The organism is Enterobacter sp. T1-1 (assembly GCF_000710795.1).
In the GTDB taxonomy this organism is placed as follows: domain Bacteria; phylum Pseudomonadota; class Gammaproteobacteria; order Enterobacterales; family Enterobacteriaceae; genus Enterobacter; species Enterobacter cloacae.
Genome location: NZ_JALW01000046.1, coordinates 15,267 through 36,570, shown reverse-complemented (window position 1 = coordinate 36,570; position 21,304 = coordinate 15,267). Strand labels below are relative to the sequence as shown.

Sequence of the window (21,304 nt, the reverse complement as noted above, 5' to 3'; positions counted from 1 at the left end):
ATGCGTTACGTTGATGAATACCGCGCACCTGAGCAGGTGATGCAGCTTATCGGTCATCTGAAAACGCGGGCCGCCCTGCTGAAACACACGGCGGAAAAGCCGCTGCGGATCATGGAAGTCTGCGGCGGGCACACCCATGCCATTTTCAAATTTGGCCTCGATCAGCTGCTGCCGGACAATATTGAGTTTATCCACGGCCCGGGCTGCCCGGTTTGCGTGCTGCCCATGGGGCGCATCGACAGCTGTATCGAGATCGCCAGCCAGCCTGACGTCATTTTCTGTACCTTTGGCGACGCGATGCGCGTGCCGGGGAAAAAGGGCTCGCTGCTGCAGGCCAAAGCGCGCGGCGCGGATGTGCGCATCGTGTACTCGCCGATGGATGCCCTGAAGCTTGCAACCGATAACCCTGGCCGAAAGGTGGTATTTTTCGGGCTGGGTTTTGAGACCACCATGCCCGCTACGGCGATCACGCTGCAGCAGGCAAAACGCAGCAATGTCACCAATTTTTTCTTTTTCTGTCAGCACATTACGCTTATCCCGACGCTGCGCAGCCTGCTGGACGCCCCGGACAACGGCATTGACGCGTTCCTGGCACCGGGCCATGTCAGCATGGTGATCGGTACCGGGGCCTACGGCTTTATCGCTGACGATTACCATCGCCCGTTAGTCGTCGCTGGTTTCGAACCTCTTGATCTACTGCAAGGCGTCACCATGCTGGTTGAGCAGAAAATAGCAGCCCTGAGCGCGGTGGAAAATCAGTACCGCCGCGTGGTGCCGGATGCCGGAAATGAACGGGCGCAGCAGGCGATAGCTGACGTATTTAGCGTTGAGGGCGACAGCGAGTGGCGCGGGCTGGGGTTGATTGCTGAATCCGGCGTACGCCTGACCCCAGCCTACCGGTCGTTTGATGCAGAAACGCATTTCCGCCCACAGCCACAACAGGTTTGCGACGATCCCCAGGCCCGCTGCGGCGAGGTCCTTACCGGAAGATGTAAACCCCACCACTGCCCGTTGTTTGGCAACACCTGTAACCCGCAAACGGCATTTGGCGCGCTGATGGTCTCTTCCGAAGGGGCATGTGCCGCGTGGTATCAGTACCGCAACCAGGAGAGTGAAGCATGAACACGGTTGAAATGGCACACGGCAGCGGCGGTCTGGCGATGCAGCAGCTGATAAACCGGCTGTTTATGGAGGCCTTTGATAACCCCTGGCTCGCCGAGCAGGAAGACCAGGCCCGCATTGACCTCGCTTCCCTCACCGCCCAGGGCGACAGGCTGGCCTTCTCCACCGACAGCTATGTGATTGACCCGCTATTCTTCCCCGGCGGCGATATCGGCAAGCTGGCCGTCTGCGGTACCGCGAACGATGTCGCCGTCAGTGGTGCCATTCCGCGCTACCTCTCCTGCGGATTTATCCTTGAAGAAGGTTTGCCGATGGAGACGCTCGCGGCGGTGGTCAGCAGCATGGCGCACACCGCGCGCGAGGCAGGGATTGCTATCGTCACCGGCGATACCAAGGTGGTGCAGCGCGGCGCGGCGGATAAGCTCTTTATCAACACCGCCGGGATGGGGGCGATCCCTGCTGACATTCACTGGGGCGCGCAGCAACTGGCCGTGGGCGACGTGCTGATGGTCAGCGGCACGCTGGGCTGTCACGGGGCGACCATCCTTAACCTGCGCGAAGGGCTGGGGCTGGACGGGGAACTGCGCAGCGACTGCGCGGTGCTCACCCCGCTTATCCAGACGCTGCGGGCGATCCCCGGCGTGAAAGCCCTGCGGGATGCCACCCGTGGCGGCGTCAATGCCGTGGTGCATGAGTTCGCGGCCTGCTGCGGCTGCGGTATTGAACTTACTGAGCGCAGCCTGCCCGTGAAGCCTGCGGTTCGCGGACTGTGCGAACTGCTGGGGTTGGATCCACTCAATTTTGCTAACGAAGGCAAGCTGGTGATAGGCGTTGAGCGCGCCGCGGCCGAAGCCGTACTTGAACAGCTGCGGGCGCATCCGTCAGGAAAAGAGGCCGCGATAATTGGTGAGGTGGTTGAGCGCAAAGGGGTGCGCCTGGCCGGACTGTATGGCGTGAAGCGCACGCTGGATCTGCCGCACGCGGAACCGTTACCCCGCATTTGCTAGAACCGCGCGAAAAGCGGTCGGCACGGAATTTATTTTTTTGCCCGTTTCTACTGGAAAGCACTATGCCGTATACACCGATGAGCGATCTCGGACAGCAGGGTCTGTTCGACATTACGCGAACACTTTTACAGCAGCCCGACCTGGGTGCGCTGAGCGATGCCCTGACGCGCCTGGTCAGGCAATCTGCACTGGCAGACAGCGCCGCCATTGTGCTCTGGCATAGCGGGAGCCATCGTGCGAGCTACTTCTCCACACGAGAAAACGGAAAAGCGTTTGAATACGAAGACGAAACGTATCTCGCTCACGGGCCGATACGCCGTATTCTTTCCCGGCCGGAAGCGCTGCACTGCAATTTTGAGGAGTTCCGTCAGGCGTGGCCGATGCTGGCCCGGAGCGCCTTATATCAGCCGTTTGGTCATTACAGCCTGCTGCCGCTGGCGGTGGAAGGCCACATTTTTGGTGGCTGCGAGTTTATCCGTAATACCGACCAGCCATGGAGCGAGGCGGAATATGAGCGTCTGCACACATTCACCCAGATAGTGGCCGTCGTCGCCGAGCAGATCCAAAGCCGCGTCAGCAATAATGTGGATTACGACCTGCTGAGCCGTGAGCGTGACAACTTCCGCATTCTGGTGGCAATCACCAATGCCGTGCTCTCCCGTCTCGACATGGATGAGCTGGTCAGCGAAGTGTCGAAGGAGATCCATCACTACTTCAAAATTGACGCCATCAGCATTGCCTTGCGCGGCCATCGCAAGGGCAAGCTCAACATCTACTCCACGCACTATCTCGACGAAGCGAACCCGGCCCATGAGCAGAGCGAGGTGGATGAAGCGGGAACCCTTTCTGAACGGGTGTTTAAAAGTAAGGAGATCCTGCTGCTCAATCTCAGCGAGCAGGATGTGATGGCGCCTTACGAGCGAATGCTGTTTAACATCTGGGGCAACAAAATTCAGACTCTGTGCCTGCTGCCGTTGATGTCCGGTAACACCATGCTGGGCGTTCTGAAGCTGGCGCAGTGTGAGGAAGGGGTGTTCACCACCGCCAACCTGAAGCTGCTGCGTCAGATTGCCGAGCGTATCTCCATCGCGCTGGATAACGCGCTGGCGTATCAGGAGATCCACCGTCTGAAAGAACGGCTGGTGGATGAAAACCTGGCGCTGACGGAACAGCTTAACAATGTCGACAGCGAGTTTGGCGAAATCATCGGACGCAGTGATGCCATGTACAGCGTGCTCAAACAGGTGGAGATGGTCGCGCAAAGCGACAGTACAGTGCTGATCCTGGGCGAAACCGGTACGGGTAAGGAGCTGATTGCCCGCGCGATCCACAATCTCAGCAACCGCAACAGCCGCCGGATGGTGAAAATGAACTGTGCCGCCATGCCTGCGGGTCTGCTGGAAAGCGATCTCTTTGGCCATGAGCGCGGTGCGTTTACCGGTGCCAGCAGCCAGCGACTGGGCCGTTTTGAACTGGCGGATAAAAGCTCGCTGTTCCTCGACGAAGTGGGCGATATGCCGCTGGAGCTACAGCCTAAACTGCTGCGTGTGCTGCAGGAACAGGAGTTCGAACGTCTTGGCAGCAATAAGCTGATTCAGACCGACGTGCGGCTGATTGCCGCCACCAACCGCGATCTGAAAAAAATGGTCGCCGACCGCGAGTTTCGCAGCGACCTCTACTATCGCCTGAACGTGTTCCCGATTTGCCTGCCGCCCCTGCGCGAGCGTCCGGAAGATATCCCGCTGCTGGTCAAAGCGTTTACCGCCAAAATTGCCCGCCGGATGGGACGCAACATCGACAGCATTCCCGCCGAGACGTTACGCACCCTTTCCTCGATGGAGTGGCCCGGCAACGTGCGCGAGCTGGAAAACGTCATTGAGCGTGCGGTGCTGCTGACGCGTGGTAATGTGCTGCAACTCTCCCTGCCGGAGGTTTCTCTGCCGGACTCTCCCGCGGCCGCGACCGACGTGGCCCAGGACGGGGAAGATGAATATCAATTGATCGTCCGCGTACTGAAAGAGACCAACGGCGTGGTGGCCGGGCCGAAAGGGGCAGCCCAGCGTCTGGGGTTAAAACGCACCACCCTGCTGTCGCGCATGAAGCGCCTTGGAATAGATAAAGAGAGCCTGATTTAAGGCGCATTCCGGCGGTGCTTTCTGGCACCGCCTTTTGTCACCCTGCGTTATTGTCCCTCATTGACACACAATATTTTCCTCTGTATAAAATTCCGCCTTAATAATGAGTTTCATTTGCATCAAAAATAACTTTAATGAAGGGTAGCGTTTAATGAAGAAGGTCATCTGCGCGTTAGGCCTGGCGGTTGCGTCGGTCAGTTCTGCTCTGGCAACCACGTATCCTCTGACCATTGAAAACTGCGGTTATAAAGAGACCTTCACCAAAGCGCCGGAACGCGTCGTGGCCCTTGGTCAAAATACCGTTGAGATTTTGCTTCTGCTGGGTCTGGAAGATAAGGTGAAGGCCAGCGCCTTCTGGCCGACCAAAGTGCTGCCGCAGCTGGCGGAACAGAATGCCAAAATCAAAACGCTCACCGTCGAAATTCCTACGCTGGAATCTATCCTTGCGCAAAACCCCGATTTTGTTCCTGCACAATTGCCGCTGCTGCTCGGGCCAGAAAGTAAGGTCGCAAAACGTGAGGATCTGGCTACCGTCGGCGTGAACAGCTATTTATCACCGGGCATGTGCGCCACTAAAAAAGCCTCGGGCGATATGTACGGCAGCCGCCAGAAGCTGTGGGACATGACATACCTTTATAAAGAGATTGAAGATTTCGCCAAAATTTTCAACGTTGAAGACCGTGGTCAGGCCGTTATCGCCAGCTTCAAAAAACGTGAGGCAGACCTGCGCAAAGAATTTGGCAAAAGCAAAAAAGACCTCTCCTTTGTGTTCTGGTTCTCAAGCGCCTCTCCTTCTGCTGATGCCTACGTGGGCGGTAAAAACAGCGCCTCAGGCTTTATCGCTGACGTACTGGGTGGCCATAACGCCATCACCGCCGAGGCCGAATGGCCAACCGTGGGCTGGGAAAGCATCATTGCCGCTAACCCGGACGTGATTGTGGTCTCAAGCCTCGACCGTAACCGCTGGGCGCTGGATAACGCGGAAGAGAAAATCAAATTCCTGAAAAGCGATCCGGCCGTCAGCCAGCTTGAGGCCGTCAAAAAAGGCCATATCGTGGTGATGGACGGCCAGGCAATGAACCCGACGATCCGTACCATTTATGGCGCTGAACAGGTGGGCGAACAGCTCAGAAAACTGGGGCTGAACTGATGACGGCAGCTGTACTTCAGGCCCGACAGGGCCTGTTCCTGACCACTTCCGCCCTGCTGGCTATTGTCCTGTTGTTTCTGGTGATCGCCCTAGGCGTAAGCGTCGGAGAGTTGTCGATTCCGCTGTCCAATGTCTTTTATGCTATCGGTAATAAGCTGGGGCTGACCGCGGTTCCGCTCAACCGCATCTATGAGAGCGTGATTTGGGACTTCCGCCTGAGCCGCGCGCTGGTGGCGGCCTGCTGCGGCGCGGGGCTGGCTATCTGCGGCGCGGTTTTGCAGAGCCTGCTGAAAAACGCGCTGGCTGAACCTTACGTGCTCGGCGTCTCTGCGGGGGCGTCCACCGGCGCGGTTTCCGTCGTGGTGCTGGGGATGGGGACCGGCGCGGTGTCGCTCTCTGCGGGCGCGTTTGCTGGCGCATTCGCCGCCTTTGCGTTTGTCGCCTTTCTGACCAACGGCGCGCGCGGCGGCAACGAGCGCACCATTCTGGCGGGCGTTGCTGCCTCTCAGCTCTTCAACGCCATCACCGCCTATACCATCAGCACCTCTGCCAGCGCGCAGCAGGCGCGTGATGTGATGTTCTGGCTGCTGGGCAGCTTTAGCGGTGTACGCTGGCCTGAATTCCAGCTGGCACTGGTTGTGGTGCTGATTGGGTTAGCCATTTGCCTCTACTATTCCCGGGCGCTGGATGCCTTTACCTTTGGTGACGACGCCGCGGCCTCGCTGGGGATTGCCGTCCCCTGGGTGCGCCTGGCGCTCTTTACCACCACCGCATTGATTACTGCAACCATCGTCAGTATGGCCGGCTCAATCGGCTTTGTCGGGCTGGTGGTTCCGCACGTCATGCGTTTCTTGTTCGGTCCTCTGCATCGAACCCTGCTGATTGCCAGCGCACTGGCGGGGGCGATCCTGATGGTGCTGGCAGATATCGCCTCGCGCATGCTGATTGCCCCGCAAAGTCTGCCCGTCGGGGTGGTAACCGCCCTGGTTGGCGTGCCGTTCTTTGCCGTGATCATCTACCGCTCAAGGAATAAGTAATGAGTATCTGCGCTGAAAATATTACCTGGAAGGTAGGCAAAAAGGTCATCGTCAATAACGTGTCGCTCAAGGTGGCGCGCGGTGAAACGGTAGGACTGCTTGGCCCTAATGGTTGCGGTAAATCATCGCTTCTGCGCATTCTGGCTGGCCTGCGCCGCCCGGATGCGGGCTGTGTGACGCTGGACGGTCAGGACATTTCCCGCATCGCCAAAAAGCAGCTTGCGCGCCGGGTGGCCTTCGTTGAACAGCACGGCATGACCGATGCCAATATGCGCGTTCGCGATGTTGTCAAACTTGGTCGCATCCCGCATCACTCCCCGTTCTCGAACTGGGGCAAGCAGGATGACGAGACCGTTACCGCCGCCCTGCAGCGGGTGGATATGCTGGAAAAAAGCGATCAGGGCTGGCTGAGCCTCTCCGGTGGGGAGCGCCAGCGCGTGCATATCGCCAGGGCGCTGGCGCAGACGCCTACAGAAATTTTGCTGGATGAACCGACCAACCACCTGGACATTCACCATCAGATGCAGCTGATGCACCTGATAAGCGACCTGCCGGTGACCAGCATTGTGGCTATTCACGATCTCAACCATGCATCGATGTTCTGCGATTCGCTGATTGTGATGCAGCAGGGGCAAATCGTGGCCACCGGAACGCCGCAGGAGATCCTCTCTGAGGCGTTGCTCTGGGACGTTTTTCGGGTCAAAACCAAAATCGAGATCTCGCCGTTCCATGGCAAAAAGCACATTCACTTTATCGTTTAAGCGCCCGTAACATGATGCCCCTGCGCCCTGCCACAACGCTCTGGCCGCCCGTCTTACTGGGCAGCCAGTTTGTGTTTAACATCGGTTTTTACGCGGTCGTCCCCTTCCTGGCGATCTTTTTGCGCGACGACATGCTGCTTTCCGGCGGCCTTATCGGGCTGATTCTGGGGCTGCGTACCTTTTCGCAGCAGGGGATGTTCATCGTCGGCGGTGCGCTCTCAGACCGCTTTGGTGCCAAAATCATTATCCTCTGCGGCTGCGTCATTCGCGTTGCGGGGTATCTGCTGCTGGCATTTGGACACGCGCTCTGGCCCATCATCCTTGGCGCCTGTCTGACTGGTATTGGCGGCGCGTTGTTCTCTCCCTCCATCGAAGCGCTGCTGGCCAGGGCGGGTACGCATAGCGAGACTAAAGGTCAACGCAGCCGTGCAGAGTGGTTTGCGCTGTTTGCCGTCTGCGGTGAACTCGGCGCGGTGCTGGGCCCGGTTGTCGGGGCGTTGCTCACGGGGCTGGGGTTTCGCCAGGTGGCGCTGGCGGGGGCGGGGGTCTTCGTCGTCGCGCTGATTGTGCTCTACTTCTGCCTTCCGGCTGCGCAACACAGCAAGCAGGCACTCAATATTGTTCCCTGGTGGACAACCTTCCGTCAGCCGCGCTTTGTCGCCTTTATCATCGCCTACAGCTCGTGGCTGTTGAGCTACAACCAGCTCTATCTGGCGCTGCCCGTAGAGATCCAGCGTGCCGGTGGTAACGAGAAAGATCTCGGCCCCCTGTTTATGCTGGCCTCTGTGCTGATCATCACCTTGCAGCTTCCGCTGGCCCGCTTTGCACGACGCGTGGGCGCGGTGAGAATTTTGCCGGTGGGCTTTTTACTGCTCTCGGCATCTTTTGCGAGCGTGGCGGTGTTCGCCCCGACGGTGCCGCCGGAAGGCTGGCTGCGCTTGCTGCCGTCGGTATGTTTTGTGGCGCTATTAACGCTTGGGCAAATGCTGCTGGTGCCCTCGGCGAAAGATCTGGTTCCTCGCTTTGCGGAGGAATCGACGCTTGGCGCGCACTACGGCGCACTCGCCACCGCAGGCGGTGTTGCGGTGCTGCTGGGGAATTTGCTGTTTGGCAGTCTGCTGGATCGTGCGCTTGTCCCTTCGCCGCAGGCGATGTCCCCCTGGCTGCTGCTGGCCCTGTTCCCGCTATGCAGCGCGATCGCCATGAAGATCATTTGTCGCCCTTTCACACGCTGAGACGGTTACTTTTTCGGGCGATACTTTTCCGGTAATTCCGGTACCGGGCGACGATCGTCAAGCAGATGGCGTACCGTAAGGATGGGGTGACGCCACAGCATGCGGGGCCCCGCCCAGCGCATAATCTGCTTCATCTCTTCACGCCGGGCGGGCTGGTAGCAGTGTACCGGACACTGTTTACAGGCCGGTTTTTCCTCACCAAAGACGCACTTATCCAGACGCTTATCTGCATAGGCATTCAGCGCCTGATAATGTCCCTCTTCCTGAGAAGCCTCCGGGCACTGTTTTTCATACAGAGCGATCATTCTGGCGATCGTCTTTTTTTCCCGTGAAATACGTTTACCAGACATAGCGGCTCACCGACTAAAAACATGCATTGATAATACTCCTTTATCTGCCACTTTTCAGTCGTTGCATTTCGTTTTCTGAAGCCGCCTTCCACTATTAAGCCCACCCCCACCCTTTTTTACTGGTATTTTATACAGGCATTAACAACACGCGTCGCTCATCGTTACGGAGGCTATATGCAAGAGATCGCCACGACCAAACACTATCGCCACTTAAAAGTCGGTTATTTCAGAAAGCGTCACGAAGACCGGAAGACCAAAATCCCGCGACGTTACAGCGTACATGCGGCGTTGAGCTTAAAAGGCGACTGGCTGGAGCAGGCAGGGTTTACTACCCACTCTCAGGTCAGGGTGGGGGTTGAACAGGGGAAAATTGTCATCGAACTACTGAAAGAAGATCTCAGCGAGAGCAGAAGAAAATAGGACGCTTACCGACGGTAAATAGAAACCCTCTGGGCCCTTGTTTCAGAATGGTATAGTTCAATTTATGGTTCGGATAAATAAAGAAATCAGGCAACACGTCGCCGAGTACATTATCCGGCAGGGAGTCTTCATTAACCTCATGGATCTTCACGGAGGTAAACTGGAAAGAGTCTTTGTTTTCGGTCCAGATATAAGACACATCCCGGCGGATAGAGGCTATCGCCTTGTCGTTTTTAAAATATGTCCCGCTTAGCGCGATGACCCCGGTCTGCTTTTGCATGGTGTACATAAAATCCAGCGTCAGGTTTGCGCGGGCATCTTCATGGTAAACAACAACAGAAACTGAACAGGCTTCCGTATTTTGTTTTTTTTCTAAGTGATAATGATAAAGCCAGGACGTCAGCGCCCCAACGGCAAACAGGACGAGACACAGGATGGCAGTAGACTTTTTAGTCACTGATTGTACCCCCTAAAATAAAGCGTAACGCATCCTGCATCTTCTTCTTGCTCATACGGTTTTCTGCAAATGAGTACAGAAAGTGCCGGAGCCGTGCTGGATGAAGAGAAGTAGGCCCAGGGGTATTTTTTACAATCGAGCCCTGTTCGCATGATAATTTGCTTATAACGCGTGAAGTTACCCCTGCTTTTAATATCATCGTTTCGTGAGAAAAAATGGCAGCCATTTTCCGTACTGCTTATGGTGTAGTCTTTAAAAAAGTCTTTTCTGGAATAGTCATGGACCGCCAGATGAAGAATAAAATAGCCCAGCCCAAAAGAGAGGGCCATAAAAAGCAGTGGAAGATAGCGACGATAGTAATGACGCGGGGTCTTATCTTTCACCTGAACGGCAGCAGTTTCCGCAATCACCTCTTTCGAGCCGGTGACAGGCTGGGCTTCTGCTATCGCGCTTTCTGATTCTGTTACGTCGTTTTCAATTCGGCTGACCTTAACTTCTTTTTTAATCTGGAACCCTTTTCTGGGTACCGTGGCAACCAGCGTGTCGTCAGTCTCTCCCGTCGTGCGCAACCCACGCCGGATAATGGAGATATTCTGATAAAGGGTATTGGCCGGAACTAACATTCCGTCTTCACCCCAAACTTTAGTGAAGAAATCCCTTTGATTAACCACTTCCGGGGCGGACTCAAGCAGAAGAACCAGACAACGACTGGCTGGCGTGGTCAGAATGACGCTCAACTCCGGTCGGGTCATAGAGACAAGTAAGTTTTTCTCTGGACAAAATTTAATATTATCGTTAATTATCCAGAACATATGAGACTCACTATGCAATAAACAGAATCAGAAAACTGTTGCCAGAGTTAGCAAGTATACTCTGCGAATATTCCTTGTCAAAGCAGTAAGTTATGGTGTTTGTTCAGCAGTAACACCGAAATAAAAATAATGTGAGCATAATAGAATATTATACCCACATCGAAGACAAATACGTTTCTGAAACAGAAAAAAAGGATGACGTTATATTCTGACGCCTTTATTCCCGTTTACGTTTAATACGCAAGGAATATCGCGCGGTGTTCCTTTAGCGTTACCGGACCAGCGTGCCTGTCGCAATTGCGGCAAGACAGGCCCACGTCTTCAGCATCGCTGGAATCAGGTGCGCATTTTAGTCGAAAGAGCCTGCACGTCTGTTTTCCTGTCCAGCAGAGTCCGTTATCATGGTCCGTGAACGATTCATGATAAGAAACGCAGGCTGTCATGCGTTCCAATGAGAGAGTAAGAAACCTGACAATAAAAAAGACAACTCATTGAAATTGAAAAAAATGGACACGGTAACCTAATGAGTACACTTGAAAATTTTGACGCCCATACCCCAATGATGCAGCAGTACCTGAAGCTGAAAGCGCAGCATCCGGAAATCCTGCTGTTTTACCGCATGGGCGATTTTTACGAGCTGTTTTATGACGATGCTAAACGGGCATCGCAGCTGCTCGACATCTCTCTGACCAAACGTGGCGCATCGGCAGGGGAACCCATCCCGATGGCAGGCATTCCGCATCATGCGGTAGAAAACTACCTGGCCAAGCTGGTGAATCAGGGCGAGTCGGTTGCCATATGTGAGCAGATCGGCGATCCGGCCACCTCAAAAGGCCCGGTTGAACGCAAGGTCGTGCGTATCGTCACGCCAGGCACCATTAGCGACGAAGCCCTGCTCCAGGAGCGTCAGGATAACCTGCTGGCGGCCCTGTGGCAGGACGGCAAAGGGTTTGGTTACGCCACGCTGGATATCAGCTCCGGGCGTTTTCGTCTGAGCGAGCCGGCTGACCGGGAAACCATGGCAGCCGAGCTGCAGCGCACCAACCCGGCGGAACTGCTGTATGCCGAAGATTTTGCCGAAATGGCGCTGATCGAAGGTCGTCGCGGCCTGCGCCGCCGTCCGCTGTGGGAATTTGAAATTGATACCGCTCGCCAGCAGCTCAACCTGCAGTTTGGTACCCGCGATCTGATTGGCTTTGGGGTGGAAAACGCCCCGCGCGGATTGTGCGCCGCGGGCTGTCTTTTGCAGTATGTGAAAGACACCCAGCGCACCGCCCTACCGCATATCCGCTCTATCACCATGGAGCGCCAGCAGGACAGCATCATTATGGATGCGGCCACGCGCCGGAATCTGGAGATCACCCAGAACCTGGCGGGTGGCGTTGAGAACACGCTGGCATCCGTCCTCGATAACACCGTGACGCCGATGGGCAGCCGCATGCTGAAGCGCTGGCTGCATATGCCCGTCCGCGATACGGATACGCTCGTTTGTCGTCAGCAGACCATTGCCGCGCTGCAGGATCGCTACACCGAACTGCAGCCTGTGCTGCGTCAGGTGGGCGATCTGGAGCGTATTCTGGCTCGCCTGGCACTGCGCACGGCGCGGCCTCGCGACCTTGCACGAATGCGTCATGCCTTCCAGCAGCTGCCGGAACTGCGTGCTCAACTGAGCGACGTTGACAGCGCACCGGTTCAGAAACTGCGCGAAACCATGGGCGAGTTTGCTGAGCTCCGCGATCTGCTGGAGCGCGCTATCATTGATGCGCCGCCGGTTCTGGTGCGCGACGGTGGCGTAATTGCCCCTGGTTACAACGAAGAGCTGGATGAATGGCGCGCGCTGGCTGACGGCGCAACGGATTACCTCGACAAGCTGGAGATCCGCGAGCGCGAACGTCTCGGGCTCGATACCCTGAAAGTCGGCTATAACGCAGTCCACGGTTACTATATTCAGATCAGCCGCGGGCAGAGCCATCTGGCGCCGATTCACTATGTGCGTCGCCAGACGTTGAAAAACGCTGAGCGCTACATCATTCCTGAGCTGAAAGAGTATGAGGACAAAGTTCTCACCTCGAAAGGCAAAGCGCTGGCCCTGGAAAAGCAGCTTTACGACGAGTTGTTCGACATGCTGATGCCACACCTCGCGGACCTGCAGTTAAGCGCTGGTGCGCTGGCGGAGCTGGATGTGCTGGTGAATCTGGCTGAGCGCGCTGAAACGCTGAACTATACCTGCCCGACCTTTACCGACAAGCCCGGCATTCGCATTACCGAAGGCCGCCACCCGGTGGTGGAGCAGGTACTGAACGAGCCGTTCATCGCTAACCCGCTGAGCCTGTCGCCGCAGCGAAGAATGCTGATCATTACCGGTCCGAACATGGGCGGTAAAAGTACCTATATGCGCCAGACGGCGCTTATCGCCCTGCTCGCCTACATAGGCAGCTACGTTCCGGCGCAGAAAGTGGAGATTGGCCCCATCGATCGTATCTTCACCCGCGTGGGTGCGGCGGACGATCTGGCCAGCGGCCGTTCCACCTTTATGGTCGAAATGACGGAAACCGCCAATATCCTGCACAACGCGACAGAACACAGTCTGGTGCTGATGGACGAAGTCGGACGCGGCACCTCAACCTACGACGGACTGTCGCTGGCATGGGCGTGTGCGGAAAACCTGGCGAATAAAATCAAGGCCATGACGCTGTTCGCCACGCACTACTTTGAACTGACGCAGTTGCCGGAGAAAATGGAGGGCGTGGCAAACGTCCACCTGGATGCGCTTGAGCATGGCGATACCATCGCCTTTATGCACACGGTGCAGGAGGGGGCAGCGAGCAAGAGCTATGGCCTGGCCGTCGCGGCACTTGCGGGTGTGCCTAAAGAGGTAATTAAACGCGCGCGTCAGAAACTGCGCGAGCTGGAAAGCCTGTCACCGAATGCGGCGGCCACCCAGATTGACGGTACACAGATGTCGCTGCTGGCACCTGCGGAAGAGACGTCACCCGCCGTTGAAGCGCTGGAGAATCTCGATCCGGATTCACTGACGCCACGTCAGGCGCTGGAGTGGATTTATCGGCTGAAGAGTCTGGTTTAGTTTTCTGCGGTCTGTTTTGTCGGGTGGCGGCTTCGCCTTACCCGACCTACAAAACCCGTAGGCCCGGTAAGCGTAGCGCCACCGGGCTTTTTTTTACAGCAATGGCGGAATGGTCGGCATCTGCGGCGCCTCATCAATATCCTTCTGCGTCATGCGGAACGCTTCAGGGTAATGTTCGCGGCTGGTACGACGCAGCGGCTCGGTATCGCGCCAGGTATACAGGCAATGCTGGCACTGATAAACCGTCCAGATCCCTTTCACCGGTGATGTGGCCATCACCTCAATTTGCTCATCGGCACAACGTGGACAAATCATCTTTTCCTCCTTATTGGCGTGCTGCCAGCATCGCAGTCAGCTTTTCAGCCCAGGCTTTGGTTTCAGGTAAATCCTGCACCGGCTGGCTGTAGTGACCGCGGTTATCCGGCGCAACAGGCGTGGTGGCATCAATAATCAGCTTGTCGGTGATGCCTGCCGGGCTGGACCCCGGATCAAGCTCAAGGACCGACATGTTCGGCAGCTGCACCAGATCCCCTGCCGGGTTCACTTTCGATGACAGCGCCCACATCACCTGCGGCAGGTTGAACGGATCGACATCTTCATCCACCATAATCACCATCTTCACATAGCCCAGGCCATGCGGCGTGGTCATGGCGCGTAAACCGACCGCGCGGGCAAAACCACCGTAGCGTTTTTTGGTGGAGATGATCGCCAGCAGACCGTGGGTGTACATCGCGTTCACCGCCTGCACTTCAGGGAATTCTGCTTTCAGTTGCTGGTAAAGCGGCACACAGGTGGCTGGCCCCATCAGGTAGTCGATCTCGGTCCAGGGCATCCCGAGATAGAGGGATTCGAAAATCGGTTTGGTGCGGTACGAGACTTTATCAATACGGACCACCGTCATATTGCGTCCGCCCGAATAGTGCCCGGTAAACTCACCGAACGGCCCTTCAATTTCACGTTTACGGCCTTCAATCACCCCTTCCAGGATCACTTCAGACCCCCACGGCACATCGAAGCCTGTCAACGGCGCGGTCGCAATCGGGTACGGGCTTTCACGCAGCGCCCCGGCCATTTCATACTCGGACTGATCGTATTTCAGCGGCGTTGCGCCCATCAGGGTGGTGATCGGATCGTTGCCCAACGTAATCGCAATCGGCAGGTCTTCACCACGCTCTTCGGCTTTATGCAGATGCAGGGCGATATCATGCATCGGCACCGGCTGCAGGCCGAGCTTACGTTTGCCCTTCACTTCCATGCGGTAAATACCGACGTTCTGCTTGCCGAAATGGTCCGGGTCGAGCGGATCGCGCGAGACAACGCACGCTTTGTCGAGATAAAAACCGCCGTCCCCGTCGTTCAGTCGAAACAGCGGCAGGATGTCGAACAGGTTAATCTCCTCACCGTCCACCGTATTCTGCGCCCATGCGGGGTTGGCCCGGCGCTCCGGTGCGACCGGGAATTTATCCCAGCGGCGAATAAACTCATCGATCTGCTTTTTGACCGGGGTATTCGCCGGCAGCCCCATCGAAATGGCGTGGTTCTGCCAGGAGCCGATGGTGTTCATCACCACCCTGGCATCGGTAAACCCGCGAATGTTATCGAACCACAGCGCAGGCGCACCGTCACCGATACGTCCCGTCGCGTTAGCGGCCGCCGCCAGATCCGGCTCCGCATTGACCTCTTCTTCAATTTTCAGCAGTTGCCCTTGCTCATCGAGCGCCTGCAGGAAGCTTCTCAAATCATCAAATGCCATCGTTATTCTCCTGTGAAAAATGTTTCGCCGCCTGCAGGCCGTTCCAGCGACGCGCCTTTTTGTGCTCCAGACCAAACTGGTCGAGCACGCGGGTCACGATATGCTGGGTGATATCATCGGCGGTTTGCGGGTGGTTGTAATACGCAGGCATGGGCGGCACCATCGCCACCCCCATGCGGGAAAGCGCGAGCATGTTCTCCAGATGAATGGTGCTGAGCGGCGTTTCACGCGGGACCAGCACCAGCTTGCGCCCCTCTTTCAGCACCACGTCTGCCGCACGGCCCACCAGCCCTTCGGCATAGCCCGCGCGGATACCCGCCAGCGTTTTCATGCTGCAGGGAATGACGATCATGCCATCGGTACGAAACGAGCCGGAGGAGATAGTGGCAGCCTGATCGGCAGGACTGTGCACGACATCTGCCAGGGCGGCGACATCCTGCGCGGTATAAGGCGTTTCCAGCTCAATGGTGGTTTTCGCCCATTTCGACATCACCAGATGGGTTTCAACCTCTGGCATGTCCCGTAACGCCTGCAGTAAAGCCACACCCAGCGGAGCACCTGTTGCTCCCGTCATTCCCACGATCAATCTCATTCAGCACCTCAATTAATTTGTTCGCATACGAACATAATGACTACGTTACTCCCGGTGAGCTGAGCTGACAATATTGTTCGCACACGATCACACGTAATGCTAAAAACTGCTGCGTTAAAATCGCAGGCAATAGCGGCTATCATAGGGGGAGATTTTTTTCGTCGGAGTGTTCATGGAACTGAGACAAGAAGCGTTCCACCTGCTACGGCAGCTTTTTCAACAGCATACTGCCCACTGGCAACATGCTTTACCGGCGCTGACCAAGCCGCAATATGCGGTGATGCGATCTGTTTCTGAAAATCCGGGGATCGAGCAGGTCGCCCTGACGGAAGTTGCCGTGAGCACAAAAGCGACGCTGGCCGAAATGCTGAGCCGCATGGAATCGCGCGGGCTGGTGAAGCGCGAACACGATCCTGCGGATAAGCGCCGCCGGTTTGTCTTCCTCACGCCTGAAGGAGAAGCCCTGCTTGCAAGCTGTAAACCGGTCGGCAATGAGGTGGATGAGGCGTTTTTAGGACGTCTCAGCCAGGACGAGCGGGAACAATTTACGGCGCTGATCAAAAAGATGATGAACGACTAGCTCACCCGGGCACGCATAAAATCAATAAATGTCCGAACCTTAGCGGGTACATGCTGGGCATCTGGATAAACGGCATAGATGCCCTGCTGAGCAAACGTGTATCCCGGTAAAAGCGATACCAGCCCCCCCGAATTCAGTGCGTTTCGCACCAGCCACTCCGGCAGCAGCGCCACACCACATCCCGCATGCGCGAAAGCCATCAGCGCCTGGGCGCTATCTGCGTACAGGCGCGGGGCTTTTTTAATCTCAAAGGCAACCAGATTGCCATCTGCATCTTTCACCTGCCAGTGCAGCGGCGAAGGTAAACGCTCGTGAACGATCCACTCGGCCTGCGCCAGGTGTTCGAGAGATCCAACGGGATGGTTAGCCAGCCACCCGGGGGCGGCAACCGGCAGGATAGTAAAGTTTGAAATCAAGGCGGCGTGGTAGCGCGAATCAGCGAGTGTTCCCAGCCGGATGGCGACATCAAAGCGCTCCGAGATGAGATCGGCGTGCTGAGACGACGAAACATGACGAACGCGAAGCTCCGGATGCTGCTGGCTAAATTCGGCCAGCAAAGGCACAACCACCTGCGAACCGTATTCGGGCGTGGTGGTGATCCGCAATTCGCCGGTCAGGCCGGCATGGTTAGCGCGAACGTCGTCCTGCAGGCGTTCAGCCTCCTGTAAAAGCCTGACGCTTCGCTGATGAAAAAGCGCGCCCGCCTCGGTTAACGTCAGGCGACGGGTGGATCGCAACAGCAGCGTGACTCCCAGCTCATCTTCCAGCTGGCGAATATTGAAGCTGACCACGGCCTTTGTCAGCCCCATCGACTCTGCGGCGGCAGTAAAACTGCCCGCATCCGCTACCGCCACAAACATCGCCGTTCGCTGGAGATTCAGCATCGTTAACCTTCAAAATTGTCAAAATAGTTTTGACAGTATATCGCGAATTGTTGCGTTTATCGGCACCGGACAAGCCGATACGATACGCCCCCTCACCGGAGGATCCACCATGACGTATCGCAGCAAAGTCGCCGTAGTCTATCTGCTGGGCTTTTTTCTTGATTTGATCAACATGTTTATCGCCAGCGTCGCCTTTCCGGCAATGGCGCAGACCTATCACGCCACGCCCTCTGCACTCGCCTGGGTCAGTAACGGGTATATTGCCGGCCTGACACTGGTGATCCCGTTCAGCAGTGCCCTGACGCGTCGCATCGGGGCAAAGCACGTCATCCTTCTCTCGCTGGTTCTCTTTAGCGTAGCCTCCACCGCGGCAGGCTTGTCTGCCACACTTGAAAGTCTGATTGCCTGGCGGGTGCTGCAGGGCGTGGGCGGTGGCTTATTGATCCCCGTAGGGCAGGCGCTGACCTGGCAACAGTTTAAAGCGCATGAACGCGCCAGGCTCTCTTCCGCCGTCATGCTGGTTGCACTGCTTGCCCCCGCATGCTCACCTGCGTTAGGGGGCGTACTGGTTCAGGCGTTAAGCTGGCGGTGGGTATTTTTTGCTACCCTCCCGGTTGCTCTCCTGACCTTTGCGTTGGCCTGTCTGTGGCTTAAGCATGAAATGCCCGCGATGAAAGCAAACCGACTGCTGAACCTGAGTTTGATCGCCGATCCGCTTCTGCGCGTTTCCATGATGGTTTATGTATGTGTCCCCGGCATGTTTATCGGAATAAACGTCACCGGCATGTTTTATCTGCAGAGCGTGGCCAACATGACGCCAGCCGCGACGGGCATGCTGATGCTGCCGTGGTCTCTGGCATCGTTTATGGCCATCACCGCAACGGGCCGTTACTTTAACCGTGTCGGCCCCCGACCTCTGTTGATCGCGGGTTGCCTGCTTCAGGCGTCAGGTATTCTGCTTTTGCTCTGCGTCAGTGCGACCACGGGCACGCTGCCAGCGATCGTTGCGTTTGCATTAATGGGCGCAGGAGGCAGTCTTTGCAGCAGTACGGCGCAGAGCAGCGCATTTCTGACAACGCGTCGGGAAGAGATGGCTGATGCCAGCGCGCTGTGGAATCTTAATCGTCAGCTGAGTTTTTTTGCGGGTGCCTTTCTGCTGGCACAGGTGCTGGATCTGGCCCAGAGGTATTTGCCCCCCGTCGCCGCGTGGCACGGGATGTTTCTGGTTGCTTCGGCCATCACGTTGGTGCCCGTCATCTCTGTATTTCGTCTTAACAACCCGCAGGTGCTTGCACAACTGCAACAGGAGAAACCATGACGCCTTTCGAACACGACATCATTGATATTCATATCGCACTGGAAAACTGGCTGGGTGCCGGTGAAGGTAATATTGATGCCCTGCTCGCCCGTTTCCAGCCAAACTTTCTGATGGTTCCCCCGAGTGGGGCGCATTTAAACCATGACGCCCTTGTCCGTTTTCTGCACGCCCAGCGTGGAAGCCGACCCGGCCTTAAAATCATCATTGATGAGCTAGCCACGATTCAGTCATGGGATAACGGTGCGGTGCTTCATTACCGGGAGACGCAGACCCGCCCGGACCAGCCCGTCAACGTACGCTGGTCAACCGCGGTGCTCAATCGGGATGGAGAGAAAATCAGCTGGCGTCTGCTGCACGAAACGGCGCAGCCGTAAGAGATAAAAAAGGCCCGTCTCACGACGGGCCTTTTTTTGACGAAAGGTTGCTTATTCGCGGAACAGCGCTTCGATATTCAGACCTTGCCCCTGCAGAATTTCACGCAGGCGGCGCAGACCTTCAACCTGAATCTGACGAACACGTTCACGGGTCAGGCCAATTTCACGGCCGACGTCTTCCAGTGTCGCAGCTTCATACCCCAGTAAACCGAAACGACGAGCCAGCACTTCACGCTGTTTGGCGTTCAGTTCGAACAGCCATTTGACGATGCTCTGTTTCATGTCATCGTCCTGCGTGGTGTCTTCCGGGCCGTTGTCTTTTTCATCGGCCAGGATATCCAGCAACGCTTTTTCGGAGTCGCCACCCAGCGGGGTGTCAACCGAGGTAATGCGCTCGTTGAGACGCAGCATGCGGCTTACGTCATCAACCGGTTTGTCGAGTTGCTCAGCAATCTCTTCTGCGCTTGGCTCGTGGTCCAGTTTATGGGACAACTCGCGCGCGGTACGCAGATAGACGTTCAACTCTTTGACGATGTGAATCGGCAGGCGAATCGTACGGGTTTGGTTCATAATGGCCCGTTCGATGGTCTGACGAATCCACCAGGTCGCGTAGGTGGAGAAGCGGAACCCACGTTCAGGGTCAAACTTCTCTACTGCGCGGATGAGACCTAAGTTGCCCTCTTCAATCAGATCCAGCAGAGCCAGACCACGATTGCCGTAACGACGGGCAATTTTCACGACCAGACGCAAGTTACTTTCAATCATGCGACGGCGCGAGGCAACATCACCACGCAAAGCACGACGTGCGAAATAGACTTCTTCTTCGGCCGTTAACAGTGGGGAGTAACCAATCTCCCCAAGGTAAAGCTGAGTCGCGTCCAGTACACGCTGTGTGGCACCCTGCGATAACAGCTCTTCTTCAGCCAAATCGTTATCACTGGGTTCCTCTTCTACTAAGGCTTTTTCGTCAAAAGCCTCTGCTCCGTTCTCATCAAATTCCGCATCTTCATTTAAATCATGAACTTTCAGCGTATTCTGACTCATAAGGTGGCTCCTACCCGTGATCCCTGAACGAGACACCCTGGCTGGCATGCCCCGTCAATTTATCGCTGCGGCAAATACTGCAGCGGGTTTACGGATTTCCCCTTGTAACGAATTTCAAAATGCAAGCGTGTAGAACTGGTTCCGGTGCTACCCATGGTAGCGATTTTTTGCCCCGCCTTAACTTCTTGTTGTTCCCGGACCAGCATTGTGTCGTTATGGGCGTAGGCACTCAGGTAATCATCGTTGTGTTTGATGATAATAAGATTACCGTAACCGCGCAGAGCGTTACCGGCATACACAACGCGTCCGTCTGCGGTCGCGATGATAGCCTGTCCCTTACTTCCTGCGATATCGATCCCTTTGTTTCCTCCTTCGGAGGAAGAGAAGTTCTCGATAACCTTACCGTCAGTTGGCCAGCGCCAGGTTGAAATTGGCGAACTGGAACTCATACTGCTGGCAGTCGGTTCAGTAGAGCTAACCACAGGTGCCGTAGCCGGTGCTGTGACAGCAGTCGCAGTCCCTTTATTATTCGGCAACATTTTGTTAGCAGTCTGATCACCTGAATCTTCAGAATACGTAATTACAGGTTGTGAAGCAACCACCGTGGTGGATTTTTGTGCAGGCTTAACGCTGTTATTTTGCGCGGTCACGTCGGCTGCAGAAACGGTATTGCCAGGCGTAAGCGGCGTACCCGTCGCGTTGCCCACCTGGAGCGTCTGCCCGACTTCCAGCGCATACGGTGCCTGGACGTTGTTGCGCTGCGCGAGGTCACGGAAATCGTTCCCGGTGATCCACGCAATATAGAACAGCGTATCGCCACGTTTCACGGTATAGGTGCTGCCGCCGGTATAGCTGCCTTTCGGAATGTTCCCATACTGACGGTTATACACTATGCGGCCATTTTGGGTCTGAACAGGTTGTTCGACTGGCTGAATCTGTGTTGGCTGTGTAACAGGATGTTGCACAGGCTGAATTTGTGGTGTTTGCTGCGGCGCAGCAGTGCCCATTTTAGGTGGCGGCGTGATCAACATTCCGCTGGACGTGTTACCGGAGCCGCTGTTTCCGCCAACAGAACTGACAGGCGCAGGTGCATTGTTAGAACTCGAACAGCCTGCCAGCCAGAGCGAAACCAGTGATAATGCCGCAACACGGCTGATGGTGAATTTAGGGCTTCCCGCGCTCATTTAT

Annotated in this window: 21 protein-coding genes; 12 read left to right on the top strand and 9 right to left on the bottom strand. The window is 56.2% G+C overall.

Going from position 1 to position 21,304, the window contains the following annotated elements; translation table 11 throughout:
• The 7 genes from hypD to AK59_RS0115535 all read left to right on the top strand — a co-directional run bounded on the left by hypD (position 1) and on the right by AK59_RS0115535 (position 8,447).
• Entirely contained in the window at positions 1–1,122 is a 1,122-nt protein-coding gene (gene hypD, locus AK59_RS0115565) for a hydrogenase formation protein HypD (protein ID WP_020689281.1), read from the top strand.
• Positions 1,119–2,129, top strand: coding sequence for a hydrogenase expression/formation protein HypE (gene hypE, locus AK59_RS0115560; RefSeq protein ID WP_029883189.1), 1,011 nt, complete (start codon positions 1,119–1,121; stop codon positions 2,127–2,129). Before hypD ends, hypE begins: the two co-directional genes overlap by 4 nt.
• A gap of 62 nt (positions 2,130–2,191) precedes the next feature.
• Positions 2,192–4,264 carry a formate hydrogenlyase transcriptional activator FlhA gene (gene flhA, locus AK59_RS0115555; protein ID WP_029883188.1) on the top strand — a complete coding sequence of 691 codons (2,073 nt, stop codon included), beginning with the start codon at positions 2,192–2,194 and terminating at the stop codon, positions 4,262–4,264.
• Between the two features lie 151 nt (positions 4,265–4,415).
• The gene (locus AK59_RS0115550) at positions 4,416–5,414 is read left to right on the top strand and encodes an ABC transporter substrate-binding protein (RefSeq protein ID WP_029883187.1); all 999 of its coding nucleotides are present in this window, start codon (positions 4,416–4,418) and stop codon (positions 5,412–5,414) included.
• A complete protein-coding gene (locus tag AK59_RS0115545; protein ID WP_013098478.1) occupies positions 5,414–6,451 on the top strand; it encodes a FecCD family ABC transporter permease in 1,038 nt (345 codons plus the stop codon). The genes AK59_RS0115550 and AK59_RS0115545 overlap by 1 nt, the downstream gene beginning before the upstream one ends.
• Positions 6,451–7,212 (top strand): ABC transporter ATP-binding protein, encoded by a 762-nt coding sequence (locus tag AK59_RS0115540; protein ID WP_029883186.1) that lies wholly within the window; start codon positions 6,451–6,453, stop codon positions 7,210–7,212. Before AK59_RS0115545 ends, AK59_RS0115540 begins: the two co-directional genes overlap by 1 nt.
• A gap of 14 nt (positions 7,213–7,226) precedes the next feature.
• Positions 7,227–8,447, top strand: coding sequence for an MDR family MFS transporter (locus AK59_RS0115535; RefSeq protein WP_029883185.1), 1,221 nt, complete (start codon positions 7,227–7,229; stop codon positions 8,445–8,447).
• Positions 8,448–8,452: 5 nt separating this feature from the next.
• Here the strand turns inward: AK59_RS0115535 and AK59_RS0115530 are convergent, their stop codons facing one another.
• Entirely contained in the window at positions 8,453–8,797 is a 345-nt protein-coding gene (locus AK59_RS0115530; RefSeq protein ID WP_028028023.1) for a nitrous oxide-stimulated promoter family protein, read from the bottom strand.
• 174 nt (positions 8,798–8,971) lie between these two features.
• On the opposite strand from AK59_RS0115530, the gene AK59_RS0115525 reads away from it, so the two are divergent.
• Positions 8,972–9,217: a SymE family type I addiction module toxin gene (locus tag AK59_RS0115525; RefSeq protein WP_013098482.1), complete on the top strand. Its 246-nt coding sequence runs from the start codon at positions 8,972–8,974 to the stop codon at positions 9,215–9,217.
• On the opposite strand, the gene AK59_RS0115520 is transcribed toward AK59_RS0115525, so the two are convergent.
• A complete protein-coding gene (locus AK59_RS0115520) occupies positions 9,195–9,674 on the bottom strand; it encodes a membrane protein (RefSeq protein WP_013098483.1) in 480 nt (159 codons plus the stop codon). The two genes, AK59_RS0115525 and AK59_RS0115520, sit on opposite strands and share 23 nt — an antisense overlap.
• Positions 9,671–10,486, bottom strand: coding sequence for a winged helix-turn-helix domain-containing protein (locus AK59_RS0115515; protein ID WP_029883184.1), 816 nt, complete (start codon positions 10,484–10,486; stop codon positions 9,671–9,673). The genes AK59_RS0115520 and AK59_RS0115515 overlap by 4 nt, the downstream gene beginning before the upstream one ends.
• A gap of 523 nt (positions 10,487–11,009) precedes the next feature.
• On the opposite strand from AK59_RS0115515, the gene mutS reads away from it, so the two are divergent.
• Positions 11,010–13,571 (top strand): DNA mismatch repair protein MutS, encoded by a 2,562-nt coding sequence (gene mutS / locus AK59_RS0115510; RefSeq protein WP_029883183.1) that lies wholly within the window; start codon positions 11,010–11,012, stop codon positions 13,569–13,571.
• 93 nt (positions 13,572–13,664) lie between these two features.
• Here the strand turns inward: mutS and AK59_RS0115505 are convergent, their stop codons facing one another.
• Genes AK59_RS0115505 through AK59_RS0115495 form a run of 3 tightly spaced genes read right to left on the bottom strand, consistent with a single transcriptional unit; the run spans position 13,665 to position 15,916 of the window.
• On the bottom strand, positions 13,665–13,886 hold the full coding sequence (locus AK59_RS0115505; RefSeq protein WP_029883182.1) for a non-oxidative hydroxyarylic acid decarboxylases subunit D: 222 nt from the start codon (positions 13,884–13,886) through the stop codon (positions 13,665–13,667).
• A gap of 10 nt (positions 13,887–13,896) precedes the next feature.
• Complete coding sequence (locus tag AK59_RS0115500; RefSeq protein WP_029883181.1) at positions 13,897–15,324, bottom strand: non-oxidative hydroxyarylic acid decarboxylases subunit C; 1,428 nt, start codon at positions 15,322–15,324, stop codon at positions 13,897–13,899.
• Entirely contained in the window at positions 15,314–15,916 is a 603-nt protein-coding gene (locus tag AK59_RS0115495; protein ID WP_013098488.1) for a non-oxidative hydroxyarylic acid decarboxylases subunit B, read from the bottom strand. Before AK59_RS0115495 ends, AK59_RS0115500 begins: the two co-directional genes overlap by 11 nt.
• Positions 15,917–16,088: 172 nt before the next feature.
• Here AK59_RS0115495 and AK59_RS0115490 point away from each other — a divergent pair, with 172 nt between their 5' ends.
• On the top strand, positions 16,089–16,496 hold the full coding sequence (locus tag AK59_RS0115490) for a MarR family winged helix-turn-helix transcriptional regulator (protein WP_029883180.1): 408 nt from the start codon (positions 16,089–16,091) through the stop codon (positions 16,494–16,496).
• On the opposite strand, the gene AK59_RS0115485 is transcribed toward AK59_RS0115490, so the two are convergent.
• A complete protein-coding gene (locus AK59_RS0115485) occupies positions 16,493–17,380 on the bottom strand; it encodes a LysR family transcriptional regulator (RefSeq protein ID WP_029883179.1) in 888 nt (295 codons plus the stop codon). The genes AK59_RS0115490 and AK59_RS0115485 overlap by 4 nt on opposite strands.
• Before the next feature lie 109 nt (positions 17,381–17,489).
• Here AK59_RS0115485 and AK59_RS0115480 point away from each other — a divergent pair, with 109 nt between their 5' ends.
• Entirely contained in the window at positions 17,490–18,698 is a 1,209-nt protein-coding gene (locus AK59_RS0115480) for an MFS transporter (RefSeq protein WP_029883178.1), read from the top strand.
• A complete protein-coding gene (locus AK59_RS0115475) occupies positions 18,695–19,072 on the top strand; it encodes a DUF4440 domain-containing protein (RefSeq protein ID WP_029883177.1) in 378 nt (125 codons plus the stop codon). Before AK59_RS0115480 ends, AK59_RS0115475 begins: the two co-directional genes overlap by 4 nt.
• A gap of 51 nt (positions 19,073–19,123) precedes the next feature.
• Here the strand turns inward: AK59_RS0115475 and rpoS are convergent, their stop codons facing one another.
• Positions 19,124–20,116 (bottom strand): RNA polymerase sigma factor RpoS, encoded by a 993-nt coding sequence (gene rpoS, locus AK59_RS0115470; RefSeq protein ID WP_013098493.1) that lies wholly within the window; start codon positions 20,114–20,116, stop codon positions 19,124–19,126.
• A gap of 59 nt (positions 20,117–20,175) precedes the next feature.
• Positions 20,176–21,300 carry a murein hydrolase activator NlpD gene (nlpD, locus tag AK59_RS0115465; RefSeq protein WP_029883176.1) on the bottom strand — a complete coding sequence of 375 codons (1,125 nt, stop codon included), beginning with the start codon at positions 21,298–21,300 and terminating at the stop codon, positions 20,176–20,178.
• Positions 21,301–21,304: the final 4 nt, after the last annotated feature.